The organism is Corallococcus macrosporus (assembly GCF_017302985.1).
GTDB lineage: Bacteria > Myxococcota > Myxococcia > Myxococcales > Myxococcaceae > Corallococcus > Corallococcus macrosporus_A.
The window spans coordinates 382,618-394,696 of record NZ_JAFIMU010000004.1 but is presented as its reverse complement, the minus strand read 5'-3'; the positions used below and the strand labels follow the sequence as shown (position 1 = coordinate 394,696).

12 protein-coding genes are annotated in these 12,079 nt (G+C 70.2%); 9 read left to right on the top strand and 3 right to left on the bottom strand.

All coding sequences use genetic code 11. The features are described 5' to 3' along the window. Positions 1–5: 5 nt before the first annotated feature. Positions 6–710 carry a metallophosphoesterase family protein gene (locus tag JYK02_RS07090; RefSeq protein ID WP_207050595.1) on the bottom strand — a complete coding sequence of 235 codons (705 nt, stop codon included), beginning with the start codon at positions 708–710 and terminating at the stop codon, positions 6–8. Next, positions 694–1,521, bottom strand: coding sequence for a nucleotidyltransferase (locus tag JYK02_RS07085; protein WP_207050062.1), 828 nt, complete (start codon positions 1,519–1,521; stop codon positions 694–696). The genes JYK02_RS07090 and JYK02_RS07085 overlap by 17 nt, the downstream gene beginning before the upstream one ends. Before the next feature lie 240 nt (positions 1,522–1,761). Between JYK02_RS07085 and JYK02_RS07080 the strand changes: the two genes are divergently transcribed. The 8 genes from JYK02_RS07080 to JYK02_RS07045 all read left to right on the top strand — a co-directional run bounded on the left by JYK02_RS07080 (position 1,762) and on the right by JYK02_RS07045 (position 10,525). Next, the gene (locus tag JYK02_RS07080; protein WP_207050052.1) at positions 1,762–2,760 is read left to right on the top strand and encodes a hypothetical protein; all 999 of its coding nucleotides are present in this window, start codon (positions 1,762–1,764) and stop codon (positions 2,758–2,760) included. Between the two features lie 28 nt (positions 2,761–2,788). Beyond that, complete coding sequence (locus JYK02_RS07075) at positions 2,789–3,331, top strand: RNA polymerase sigma factor (RefSeq protein ID WP_347402444.1); 543 nt, start codon at positions 2,789–2,791, stop codon at positions 3,329–3,331. Then, positions 3,328–4,122: a DUF4384 domain-containing protein gene (locus JYK02_RS07070; RefSeq protein WP_207050050.1), complete on the top strand. Its 795-nt coding sequence runs from the start codon at positions 3,328–3,330 to the stop codon at positions 4,120–4,122. The genes JYK02_RS07075 and JYK02_RS07070 overlap by 4 nt, the downstream gene beginning before the upstream one ends. A gap of 317 nt (positions 4,123–4,439) precedes the next feature. Beyond that, positions 4,440–6,014: a caspase family protein gene (locus JYK02_RS07065; RefSeq protein ID WP_242588480.1), complete on the top strand. Its 1,575-nt coding sequence runs from the start codon at positions 4,440–4,442 to the stop codon at positions 6,012–6,014. An 11-nt stretch (positions 6,015–6,025) separates the two neighbouring features. Further along, on the top strand, positions 6,026–6,985 hold the full coding sequence (locus JYK02_RS07060; protein ID WP_207050040.1) for a hypothetical protein: 960 nt from the start codon (positions 6,026–6,028) through the stop codon (positions 6,983–6,985). Positions 6,986–7,130: 145 nt separating this feature from the next. Then, a complete protein-coding gene (locus tag JYK02_RS07055; protein ID WP_242588479.1) occupies positions 7,131–8,399 on the top strand; it encodes an AmpG family muropeptide MFS transporter in 1,269 nt (422 codons plus the stop codon). A gap of 125 nt (positions 8,400–8,524) precedes the next feature. Beyond that, on the top strand, positions 8,525–10,162 hold the full coding sequence (gene pgm / locus JYK02_RS07050; RefSeq protein WP_207050037.1) for a phosphoglucomutase (alpha-D-glucose-1,6-bisphosphate-dependent): 1,638 nt from the start codon (positions 8,525–8,527) through the stop codon (positions 10,160–10,162). Positions 10,163–10,168: 6 nt separating this feature from the next. Then, complete coding sequence (locus JYK02_RS07045) at positions 10,169–10,525, top strand: DoxX family protein (RefSeq protein WP_207050028.1); 357 nt, start codon at positions 10,169–10,171, stop codon at positions 10,523–10,525. A 7-nt stretch (positions 10,526–10,532) separates the two neighbouring features. On the opposite strand, the gene JYK02_RS07040 is transcribed toward JYK02_RS07045, so the two are convergent. Continuing rightward, positions 10,533–11,417, bottom strand: coding sequence for an SDR family oxidoreductase (locus JYK02_RS07040; RefSeq protein WP_207050025.1), 885 nt, complete (start codon positions 11,415–11,417; stop codon positions 10,533–10,535). Positions 11,418–11,837: 420 nt separating this feature from the next. Here JYK02_RS07040 and rpoZ point away from each other — a divergent pair, with 420 nt between their 5' ends. Further along, complete coding sequence (gene rpoZ / locus JYK02_RS07035; RefSeq protein ID WP_014395366.1) at positions 11,838–12,077, top strand: DNA-directed RNA polymerase subunit omega; 240 nt, start codon at positions 11,838–11,840, stop codon at positions 12,075–12,077. Positions 12,078–12,079: the final 2 nt, after the last annotated feature.

Genomic DNA, 12,079 nt, shown 5'->3' with positions numbered 1-12,079 from the left:
GCGCGCTACACCTCGAGCAGGGCGAAGCGCTGCTCGGGTGTGAACTTGGTGAGCAGCGGCATCGCGACGTTGAACACCGGGATACCGCTCTTCGTCTTGCCCTCGCGCGCGCCGTGGTGCGCGTGGCCGTGGAAGACGTACTCGGCGCCGTAGTGATCAATGGGCATCGACAGGCGGCTCGTCCCCAGGAAGGGGCGGATCTCGATGTTCTCCCCCTCCAGCGTCTCCGGGATGGGGGCGTAGTGCATGATCACGACCTTCTTGGGCGTGTCCAGGTGGCTGAGCGCCGCCTCCAGCTTGAGCGACTCCGTGACGGCCTCCTGCACGAAGGACTTCGTCTGGCCCTCGCCGAACGCCTGCAACGTCGCGTTGCCGAAGCCGCCGCCGAAGCCCTTCACCCCCGCGACGCCGAGCGTCTTCTCGAAGATGAAGTGGTCCCCGTCGAGGATGTGCACCCCGACCTTGGAGAGCTCCGAGCAGATGTCCTTCACCTGCCCGTGCTCGTAGTCGTGGTTGCCCAGCACCGCGGCGCACGGGACGCGCAAGGCGGAGAGCTCCTCCGCCAGCACCTTGCCCTCCTCCGCCATCCCGCGGTCCGTCAGGTCACCGCACAGCAGCAGGAGGTCCGCCTGGGCGTTCACCTGCTTGATGAGCTGACGGAACCGGCCGTGCTGATCATCCCGGCAGTGCAGGTCACCGACCGCTGCCAGCCGAATCTTCGAGCTCGGATCTCGCGCCACGGGTCGTCCCCCCCTCGGGTCTGTCCTGTTCGTCCCACGCCCTGCCGTCCCCAAAGCCCCAGTGGTGGATGTCCACGTGGTAGTTCACCTTGGACACGAGGTTGCCCCGGCACAGCTTTTCGTCCCAACTGCCGTCGCGCACGGTCTGGAGCGTGCGGCTCATCAGCTCCGTCATCACGTAGTTGGGCACGATGTCGCGCTCACTGGGGTACGCGAAGCGGAACATCATCAGGTGGCTGAGCAGCACCTCCCAGTAGCGGTCGAAGCGCCGGAGGATGCGGTCCCAGTCCATCTCCCGCCCCGCCTTGAGGATGAGGTGGTTGATGTCCGCGCCGTCATAGCGCTCGCGCTCGGTGACGAAGGCCTTGGACCAGATCATCTCCTCGGCCGGCGCGATGAGGCACTCGTAGCCGAAGATGGTGGCCTTCTTGGCGTTGGTGAACCACTCGTCGTCCACCGTCGCCACGCCGTTGCCGGAGGAGAAGATGAAGTCGACGAAGTAGTCGCCCTTGTAGGCCTTGTAGAGCCAGACCTCGTCCGGGCGTTCCGTGCGCCAGCCATCCTTCTCCAGCACCTCCAGGGCGCGGATGGCGTCCGGCTTGCGCGGGAACAGGTCCAGGTCCTTGGTGTCGCGGTAGATGCCGGTATAGGTGGCGTAGGCATACGCCCCGCCCACCACGAACGGCACCCCGGCCTCATGAAGCAGACCGACGGCTCTGGCGCGGGCGTTGATCTCGTCCGGCTCACGCTCCCGCTCGGCCAGCGTGGCGTCCGTACCCATCTCCCCGGGATGGTTCGGGTGTCGTTTTTCCATGGGCGAAAGGTAGGGATGGCCCATTTCAACCGTCGGGCAAGCGGGCGCGAGCGCCCGGAGAGCAGGCAGCCAACCTCCAAAGGGCTGGTTTCGTTGGGGTTTTGAACCGCCAGCGAGCCCTTTTTCTGTTTTTCGCCCGGCCGGTGTCCATGGGAGCGAATCCCTGCCGCACGGCCCGCATGACGGGCCCTGAAAGGACATCCGACCATGCTGCGCAAGAGCCTGCTGTGTGCCTCCCTCCTGTTCGCCGGTTGCAGTGACCCCCAGGGCAACGACGCGGACACGTTCCGCGACGGCCTGCCCTCCAAGGAGATGACGCAGGTGAAGGCCCCGAAGCAGGACGGCCAGGGCCTGACGGCGGCAGGCCCCACCGCGCAGTACGGCCAGGGGCAGAAGGCCGAGTACTACCAGGCCACGGTGAACGCCACGGTGGCGGTGAACGGCGGCACGCTGTGGGTGCTCAACCTCATCGAGCGGATCACCAAGTACCCGCCGACGACGCTGGAGGAGAACAAGGCGGTGTGGGGCCCGAGCACGGAGGCGCTGAGCCCCACGTCGTGGCGGCTGACGGTGACGAAGTCCGGGGAGGCGTCGTTCTCCTGGGTGCTGGAGGGCAAGGCGAAGACGGAGGAGGACAGCGCCTTCCGCGCGGTCCTGTCCGGCTCGCAGCAGGTGGCGGTGGACGCGGACGGCGAGCGCGTGAAGGGCTATGGCTCCGGCGAGCTGTTCATCGACTGGGACGCGGCGCACACGCTGCCGGACGCGGACGACAACGTGGGCACGGTGGAGATCCGCTACGCGCGCCCGAGCGCCGGCGCGGAGGCCACGGTGGACGCGGACTTCCACCAGGTGCGTGACGACAAGGACGCCAACAAGCGCGTGGACGGGACCTACCACTACAAGGCGTCCGCGACGGCGGGCGGCGAGTTCGAGTTCGCGACGGACGAGGACATCGACAAGGACAACCCGCTGCGCGCGAAGCTGGAGCGGCTGTCCATCAAGAGCCGCTGGACGGCGACGGGGGCGGGCCGCTCGGACATCCGGGTGACGGGGGGCGACCTGGTGGGAGAGGCCACGCTGAACGAGTGCTGGGACACCAACTTCCTCAGCACCTACTTCCGCGTCAGCCTGGACCCGCGCGTGGGCTACGGCGAGGCGGAGGCCGCCTGCGGCGGGTTCACGGCGGCGGTGTACTCGTCGCTGTGAGCCGGGTCGCGGTAGGATTGCGCCTCGCGTGACCGGACCGACCCCGCTGGCCCTGAAGGTGGTGCCTTCCCGTTCCAACGAGGACCGGCGGGCCGTCCTGCGCGAGCTGTACGTGAAGTACGGCGGCAGCGTGCGTGAGCGCTGCCGCTACCTGCTGAAGGACGCGAGCCGGGCGGAGGACGCGATGCACGACGTCTTCGCCCGGGTGCTCGTGCACGGGGACTCGTTCCGGGCGGAGGCGTCCCCGCTCACGTGGTTGATGAAGATCGCCACGCACCACTGCCTCAACCAACTGCGCTCGGAAGGGGCGGCGTGGCGCAAGTGGTTCGCGCGGGACGAGGCGGCCCGCCCGGAAGGCCATGGCGGGGCGGAGACGATGGAGACGCGCGACCTGGTGCGCAAGCTGCTGGCCCGGGTGGACGCGGAGACGCAGGCGGCGGCCATCCACTACCACGTGGACGGGATGACCCTGGAAGAGGTGGCCGCGGTGCTGGGGCGTTCGGTGCCCACGGTGAGGAAGCGGCTGGAGCAATTCGCGGAGCTGGGTGGAGAGGAGCTGAGCGTCCGATGAGCGCGCACGAGTCGAGCTGGACATTGCGCCGCCTGCACGCCGGCGAGCTGCCCGCCCCGGAGGCCACCCGCGCCCGGGAGCATGCGGAGGCGTGCGAGGCGTGTGGCGCGACGCTCCGGTCGTTCGTGGAAGCGCAGGCCGCCTTCGAGGCGGAGGTGCCCTTCGAGCGCTTCGAGGCTGGCGTGGAGCGGGCCCGCGCGAGGCAGGTGAAGGCCGCCGCGGAACCGGAGACGCGGACGCGGTGGGTCCGGCCGCTGATGGCGGTGGCGGCGTCCGTGGTGCTGCTGGTGCTGGTGCGGCCGCTGCTGGAGAACCAGGGAACGACGGATCCGGTCCGGCCTTCCGTGACGGGTAATCGCCTCAAGGGCGGCGCGGCCGCGGAGTTGCGAATCGGTGGGGGTGCGGATCCGCAGCGGGTGGCGAGCCCGGAGGCACCGGAAGCGCTTCAGCCCGGTGAGCGCGTGCGGCTGGGTTACACGGCGGACGCGTACCGCTACGTGGCCGCGCTGTCGGTGGATGCCCAGGGAGAGGTGACGCCGCTGTATCCGGAGGCCGGAGACAGCCTCGCGGTGGAGCCGGGCGTGGGAACGCACTGGCTGCCGGAGAGCGTGGAGTTCACCGGCGCGGGAGCGGAGCGCGTGGTGCTGGTGCTGACGGACGCACCCGTGTCGATGGACGCGCTGAGCGACGCGGCCCGGAGGGCTTTCGATGCCGCGGGGCGTGACGTGACGCGAATGGCGCCGCTGGACGTGGCGGGCGCGCAGACGCAGTGGATCCTCCTGAAGCCATGAGCGACGGCCCCGTGACACTGCGAGCGCGGCTTGCTCCCTTGGCTGCCTGGGCGCGGGACGCGTTCCTGCGGCTCCTCGCTTCGCGAGCGTCATGGAGTGTTTCGTCGACGCAGGCAGCAAGCACGCACGCGGCGGCATGGACCAGGGCGATGCTGGTGTCATGGCGCGTTCCGTCGACGCAGACAGCAGGAGCCCGCGCGACGGCAGAAAGCAGGCCCGCATGGGCTGCGGCGATGCCTGCGTCATCGAGCGCCTCCGCGACTACGGCATCAGACGCCCGCGCGATGGCAGGACTCAGGCATGCATGGGCCAAGGCGATGCGGGCGTCGATTCCCGCGCTACTTCTGGCATCCACCGCCGCGCGCGCGGACACGCTGCACCGCTTCGCGCTCATCGCGGGCAATGACACGGGTGGCGCGGACACGCGACCCTTGAGCTACGCGCGCGATGATGCGCGCAAGATGCACGACCTGCTCACGCGGCTGGGCGGCGTGGCTCCGGCCGACGCGAAGCTCCTCCTGGATGACGACGCAAAGGACTTCCTCGTCGCACTGTCGGACCTGGAGCAGCGGGCCCGCGCGGCCCAGGCTCGCGGTGAGCGGACCGCGCTGTTCGTCTACTACTCCGGCCACGCGAAGGACGGCGCGCTGCGGCTGGGCACCTCGCAGCTCGGCTTCGACGCGCTCAAGCGCCGGCTGGCCGACGCGCCCGTGGACATCCGCATCGCCATCCTCGACTCCTGCCGCTCCGGCGCGCTCACCCGCAGCAAGGGCGCCCGCAAGGCCCCGGCCTTCGACGTGGAGTCCGGCGCGGCCCGCGATGCCCGGGGCGTCGTCATCCTCACCTCCAGCGCCGCGGACGAGGACTCGCAGGAATCGGACGCGCTGGGCGGCAGCTACTTCTCCCACCACCTGGCCAGCGGACTGCTCGGCGACGCGGACCGCAGCGGCGACGGACGCGTGACGCTCTTCGAGGCGTATTCGCACGCCTACGCCCGCACCGTCGCGGACACCGCCGACAGCAGCGCAGGCCCCCAGCACCCGACCTTCAGCTACGACCTGGCGGGCAACGGCGACCTGGTCCTCACCGACCTGCGCGCGGCCGCCGAAGGCCTCGTCGTCCCCGGCAACGCTCCCGCGGGCGCCTACTACTTCGTGGACCCCAGCGGCAGCGTGGTGGCGGAGCTGGACAAGGCCGCGGACACCGAGCGCCGCGTGGCCCTGGCCCCCGGCACCTACCGCGTGAAGCGCCGCCTCAGCGACCGGCTGCGCATCGGCGAGGTGGAGGTCGCTCGCGGACGCACGACCATCCTGCAGGAGCCGCGCTTCAAGGACGCGCCCTTCTCCGACGACCCGGTGAAGGGCGCCGTGCTGGACAAGGGCGCCTTCTGGACCTTCGGGCTCACCGGCGGCTTCCAGTCCTTCTTCGACCCCCAGACGCGCCAGTCCCTCTTCCTCTCCGTGCCCCTGTTCGGCGCGGAGGCGGAGCTGCACGACTACTTCCGCCGCGACTGGGTCTGGGGCTTCGACGCGGCGGTGGGCGGCACGAACGGAGTGCTCTCCCTGCCCACGCTGGCGGGGCCGGCGTACCGCTACTCCGTGGTGAACGTGGGCACCAGCCTCACCGCCGGGTGGCCCATGGGCCGCGTCTCCCCGTTCGTGGGCGTGCGCGTCGCGTACCTCATCATGGGCCGCAAGTTCGACGACGGGGCGTTCGCGGATCAGCGCTTCGCCATGGTGTCGCCGGGCCTGGCGACCGGCGCGCGCTTCCAGCTCACGCGCCGCCTGAACCTCACCGCGCGCACCCGCCTGCAGTACCTCCAATACACCGTCGACGCGCAGCGCTCCCTGGGGTTCTGGGAGCTGGCCGCGCTCCTCACGTACGAGCCATGAGGGACCACGTGATGCGAAACCTAGCCCTGGCCCTTCCCTGCCTCCTCGCGGTCGCATGCGGCGGCGACTTCTCCAACGACGACCTGGAGTTCCAGAACGCCCTGCCCGAGCGCGAGGACCTGGCCGCGAAGCTGCCGGCCTCCGCCCGCTCTGGCCAGGACCTGGGCACGCGCACCCAGCGGCTGGGCGCGTCGCAGGTGCTGGGAGGCAGGTCGGAGCTCGCGCAACAGGCCTACACCGCGGGCACGCGGTTCAACACCAGCGTGGACCGCCTGCTCTCCCTGCTGGAGCGCTTCCGCAAGGCCGCGCCCACCACGCGCGAAACCGACCGCCGCATCTGGGGTCCCTTCCCCGCCGACAACCACCCGGGCAACGAGGTGCGCTTCGTGATGGAGCGCCGGGGCGTCGACTTCGCCTATCTCCTCCAGTACCGGATCAAGGGCAGCGGCGACAGCGGGTGGTGGACCTACCTGCCCGGCACCTTCCTGGCGGACGGAGGCATCCGCAAGGGCGAGGGCACGCTCGCGCTGGACCTCAAGGAGGCCCGCGCCCACGGCTTCGAGACGGGCGACGCGACCGCGCTGGACCGGCTGGACATCGGCTACCAGACGAAGGCGCTGCCCACGCGCGTGGAGCTGCTCTTCACCGGCGCGGGAGCCACGCTGCCCCTCACGCGCTATGCGTCGCGTCAGACGCCGGAAGGGCTGGGCGAGATGGCGTTCCGGCTGCCCGGCGAGGACCTGATTCCCGGCGGGCTCCTGGAGACGCTGGACATCGTGGCGCGCTGGACGCCGGATGGCCGGGGCGTGCTGGTGCTCAACATCCTGGAGGGGGACGCGAAGGGCGCGCAGTACACGGAGTGCTGGGACGCGCGGACACGCATCACCTTCATGCAGCGCAACTGGGACTTCATCAACCCCACCGAGGGCGACCGGAGCAGCTGCCCGGACGTGTCGGCGCTGAACCCGTAGCCCCGAAGAGGCCGCCCGGGCTCAGGCCCGGACAGCAGCCGGGCGGACAGTCCCCGGCCTTCGGAAGGTGACGCGCGGGGTGGATTCTCTATGCTGGCGGCTGTCTTCCCGCGCCCCCATGCCCAACTCCTCGCTTCTCACCGTCTTGAAGAGCCGGCGTATCTGGCTCCTGATGGCCGTCGGCTTCGCGTCCGGCCTCCCCCTGTGGCTGACCGGCGTCACGCTGTCCGCGTGGATGAAGAACGAGGGGGTCAACCTCAAGACGATTGGCATCTTCAGCCTGGTGGCGCTGCCCTACACCTTCAAGGTGCTGTGGGCGCCGCTCATGGACCGCTACACCCTGCCCTTCCTGGGCCGGCGGCGCGGCTGGATGCTGCTCACGCAGGTGCTGCTGATGGGCGCCATCTCCGCCATGGGGCTGGTGAACCCGAAGGACGCGCCCCTGCACATGGCCTGCATGGCCGTGGTGGTGACGTTCCTGTCCGCCAGCCAGGACATCGTCGCGGACGCGTGGCGCACGGACATCCTCCCGGTGGAGGAGCGCGGGCTGGGCAACTCGATGTACGTCACCGGCTACCGGATGGGCATGCTCGTCGCGGGCGGGCTCGCGTTCATCCTGTCGGACCACCTGGGCTGGTCCCAGACGTACTACGTGATGGGCCTGCTCATGTCCGTGGGCGTGGTGGCGACGCTGCTGGCCCCGGAGCCGCAGAGCGTGCGGCCTCCGCGCAACCTGGCGGACGCGGTGGTGCGGCCCTTCGTGGACTACTTCCGCCGCAAGTACGCGCTGGGGGTGCTCGCGTTCCTGGTGCTCTACAAGCTGGGGGACGCCATCGCCGCCAGCATGGTGACGCCCTTCTACATCGAGCTGGGCTTCTCCAACACGGAGATTGGCGCGCTCAGCAAGACGCTGGGCATGGTGGCCACCATCGCGGGCGGCCTGTTGGGCGGCGTGATGATGGTGAAGCTCAGCATGCGCCGCGCGCTGTTCATCTTCGGCGCCGCGCAGGGCCTCACCAACCTGGCGTTCATGGCCCTGGCGCTGGTGGGCAAGAACGACCTGATGCTCGCGGGCACCATCGCCGTGGACAACGTCTGCACGGGCCTGGGCGTCACGGCGTTCGCGGCCTTCGTCATGTCGCTGTGCCACAAGAGCTTCAGCGCCACGCAGTACGCGCTCTTGTCCGCGCTGGGCACCATCGCCAACCGGCTCATCGGCTCCGTGTCCGGCTACCTGGCCACGTGGATGGGCTGGCCCACGTTCTTCGCCTTCACCGCCGCGGCGGCCATCCCCGCGCTGGTGCTGCTGATGTTCCTGCCGGAGTACGCCGCCCAACCCCAGGAGGACGAGCCCCCCGCGCCGGAGGCCGCGCCGCCCTCCTCCGCCGCCGCGTCCGTCGCCGTGGCGCGCTGACGACTTCACGACACGCGCTCCCGCCCGCTACTGGACGGAAGCGCGCCAGGCCGGGTGCGGCGCCGGACAGGGGATGTGGCTTTGACTCCCCATTGGAAAGCGCGCGCGGCTAGGGTGGCCCCGTCATGGCACACCCTTCCGCTGGCAAGCCCCTTTCGCGCGACCTGCTGATCAACCCCGACACGCTGCGCGCGCAGTACTACGACGACACGCCCGACGCGTCCGTGGCCGAGCAGCGCGTGGCCTTCGGCACCTCCGGTCACCGGGGGAGCGCCGCGCGCCGCAGCTTCAACGAGGCGCACATCCTCGCGGTGGCGCAGGCCCTGTGCGAGTACCGCAAGCAGCAGGGCTATGACGGCCCGCTCTTCCTGGGCATGGACACGCACGCCCTCTCCGAGCCCGCCCAGCGCTCCACGCTGGAGGTGCTGGCCGCGCACGGCGTGGAGGTCCGCTACTCGGACGGCGCCACGCCCACACCGGTCATCTCCCACGCCATCCTCACGTACAACCGGGGCCGCACGAGCGGGCTCGCGGACGGCATCGTCATCACCCCGTCCCACAACCCGCCGGAGGACGGCGGCATCAAGTACAATCCGCCCAACGGCGGCCCCGCCGACACGAACGTCACCGCGCTGGTGGAGAAGCGCGCCAACGAGCTGATGGCCTCCGGCAACAAGGCCGTCCAGCGCATCCCCTACGAGCGGGCGCGCGCGAGCGCCATGGTGAAGCCATACGACTTCATCACCCCGTACGTCGCGGACCTGACGAACGTGGTGGACCTGGACGTCATCCGGGGCGCGAAGCTGAAGCTGGGCGCGGATCCGCTGGGCGGCTCCAACCTGCACTACTGGGCGCCGCTCGCCCAGAAGTACGGCCTGGACCTCACGGTGGTGAACCCCACCCTGGACCCCACGTTCGGCTTCATGCCCGCGGACCACGACGGGAAGATCCGCATGGACTGCTCGTCGCCGTACGCGATGGCGAACCTGGTGAAGCTCAAGGACCAGTACGCGCTCGCGTTCGGCAACGACACGGACTCCGACCGCCACGGCATCGTCACCCGCAGCCAGGGGCTGATGAACCCGAACCACTACCTCGCCGTCTGCATCAGCTACCTCTTCCGCAACCGGCCGGGCTGGAAGGCGGACGCGGCGGTGGGCAAGACGCTGGTGAGCAGCAGCCTCATCGACCGCGTGGGCAAGGACCTGGGCCGCCGCGTGGTGGAGGTGCCGGTGGGCTTCAAGTGGTTCGTGGACGGGCTCCTGGACGGCTCGCTGGGCTTCGGCGGCGAGGAGAGCGCGGGCGCGTCCTTCCTGCGCAAGGACGGCACCGTGTGGACCACCGACAAGGACGGCATCATCCTGGACCTGCTCGCGGCGGAAATCCTGGCGCGCACCGGCAAGGACCCGGGCGAGCACTACCAGGACCTGGCCAGGAAGTTCGGCGCGCCGCTGTACACGCGCATCGACCAGCCGGCCACGTCCGCGCAGAAGGCCGCGCTGAAGAAGCTGTCGCCGGAGGCGGTGAAGGCCACGTCACTGGCGGGCGAGCCCATCACGCAGCGCCTCACGCGCGCGCCGGGCAACAACGCGGACCTGGGCGGCCTCAAGGTGACGACGGAGAACGGCTGGTTCGCCGCGCGGCCGTCCGGCACGGAGGACGTGTACAAAATCTACGCGGAGAGCTTCCGCGACCAGACGCACCTGGACACCATCGTCCAGGAGGCGCGCGCCATCGTCAGCGAGGCGTTCGCCGCGAAGTAGGCTCCCATGGACGTGAAAACCATCCTGCAGTACGTGCTCGCGCTGTTCATGGTCGCCGCGGGGGTGAACCACTTCCTCAAGCCCCGCATGTACATGCGCATCATGCCGCCGTACCTGCCCCGGCCCCGGGAGCTGGTGCTCTTGAGCGGCGTGGCGGAGGTGGTGCTGGGCATCTTCCTGCTGGTGCCCGCCACCACGCGGCTCGCGGCCTGGGGACTCGTCGCGCTGTTCGTGGCGGTGTTCCCCGCGAACATCTACATGGCCCAGCACCCGGAGCAGTTCCGCAAGATTCCCCGCGCCCTGCTCTGGGCGCGGCTGCCGCTCCAGGTCGTGCTCATCGCCTGGGCGCTCTGGTACGCGTAAGCGTCCGTCAGCGCCACAGCGGCGCGTGGTCCTCGATGTACTGGCGCACCGTGCGCGTGGGACGGCCCAAGAGGTTGGTGAGCGTGGGGTCCACCTGCTCCGCCTTCCCGAAGCGCAGCCCCACGTGCATCAGCGTCTGCATGCCCAGCTGGTCCCACGACAGCCTGCGCTGGTGCAGGTGGCGCACGTAGCCGGGCACCGACGCGGGCACGTAGCGGATGGGCCGGCCCAGCACCTCCGACAGCACCGACGCCACCTCGTCGAATGTCACCGCCTCCAGGCCGGTGAGCGTGAAGGCGCGGTTGCGCAGGGACGTGTCCAGCAGCGCCCGCGCCGCCACCTCGCCCACGTCGCGCACGTCCACGAAGGCCACCTTCCCGTGGCCCGCGGGCATGTAGAGCCGGCCGTCCTGGCGGATGTCCTCGCGGTACGCGTCCCCCAGGTTCTGCGCGAAGAACGCCGGGCGCAGCAGCGTCCACCCGACGGTGGAGCGCTTCAGGTGCTCCTCCACCGCGTGGTGCGGCGCCCACGCGCGCTTCTCCGCGCCCGCCATGGACAGGAACACCACCTGCTTCACGCCCTGCGTGGCCGCCGCGTCGATGAACGCGTGGAGCGTCCCTTCCGCGTGGGCCAGCGCCTGCGGCCGCATCAGGAACACGCCCCGCACGCCCTCCAGCGCGGGGAGGAACGTCTCCGGCCGCCGGAAGTCCAGCGGCACCGGCATCACGTCCCCCTCCATCTCCTTGAGCAGCGACACCGTGTGCTCCGGCGACTTCACCGCCGCGCGCACCGCCACGCCTTCCGTCAGGAGCGCGCGCACCACCGCCCGACCCACGTTGCCCGTGGGCCCCGTGACGAGCACCGGCCCACTCACCACGGCCACCCCTCCCATGCCCACGCATTCCCCTCCGCCACCTTCCGGACACGGCCGGCACCGCGGGACGCTCCTGCCCTCATGCGGAACCTCCTCCTGCGAGCCCGCGCCCCGACAAGTCCGCCGGCGCGGGGTGATGAGGACCCACCCTGGAGTCCCATTCCCTACTCGCAAAAACAACGCGCCCTTCCGGATCCGTTGAGGCCCGGGGGCTCTCAAATTCCGGAGGCTGAGAAGGGAGCGTACGGCAGCCAACACCCTGAGTGCGAGTGCGTCCGCTGGCCGTCAGTCGCCGGGGGTGGGGAGCGGGTGGGAAGGCAGTGCCCGCCCGGACGCCCGGTGGAGCTTCCGGCCCGCCGTCCTTCCTTGACTGATCCGACCCTGCTCTTTAGGTTGAGAGGCTTCCACCGGCTCGGTCAGAGCCAAGAAGGATGTTCCATGGCCCGCGTTACCGTTGAAGACTGCCTTCCCTACGTGGACAACCGGTTCGCGCTGGTGCTCCTGGGCGCCAAGCGCGCGCGCCAGCTGATGGCCGGCGCCCGGCCCATCATCGAGACCTCGAAGAACAAGCCGCCCGTGCTCGCCCTGCGCGAGGTCGCCACCCAGCGCGTGAAGTTCGACCGCGACGTGCGCGAGGCGCTGTCCGGCAAGTACGTGGGCGAGGAAGCCAAGAAGTAGCC

Bases quoted from the DNA above. Each gene is read 5' to 3' on its own strand.
- JYK02_RS07085 (WP_207050062.1), bottom strand. From the start codon at position 1,521: ATGGGTACGGACGCCACGCTGGCCGAGCGGGAGCGTGAGCCGGACGAG.
- JYK02_RS07080 (WP_207050052.1), top strand. From the start codon at position 1,762: ATGCTGCGCAAGAGCCTGCTGTGTGCCTCCCTCCTGTTCGCCGGTTGC.
- JYK02_RS07070 (WP_207050050.1), top strand. From the start codon at position 3,328: ATGAGCGCGCACGAGTCGAGCTGGACATTGCGCCGCCTGCACGCCGGC.
- JYK02_RS07065 (WP_242588480.1), top strand. From the start codon at position 4,440: ATGCGGGCGTCGATTCCCGCGCTACTTCTGGCATCCACCGCCGCGCGC.
- JYK02_RS07060 (WP_207050040.1), top strand. From the start codon at position 6,026: ATGCGAAACCTAGCCCTGGCCCTTCCCTGCCTCCTCGCGGTCGCATGC.
- pgm (WP_207050037.1), top strand. From the start codon at position 8,525: ATGGCACACCCTTCCGCTGGCAAGCCCCTTTCGCGCGACCTGCTGATC.
- JYK02_RS07045 (WP_207050028.1), top strand. From the start codon at position 10,169: ATGGACGTGAAAACCATCCTGCAGTACGTGCTCGCGCTGTTCATGGTC.
- JYK02_RS07040 (WP_207050025.1), bottom strand. From the start codon at position 11,417: ATGGGAGGGGTGGCCGTGGTGAGTGGGCCGGTGCTCGTCACGGGGCCC.
- rpoZ (WP_014395366.1), top strand. From the start codon at position 11,838: ATGGCCCGCGTTACCGTTGAAGACTGCCTTCCCTACGTGGACAACCGG.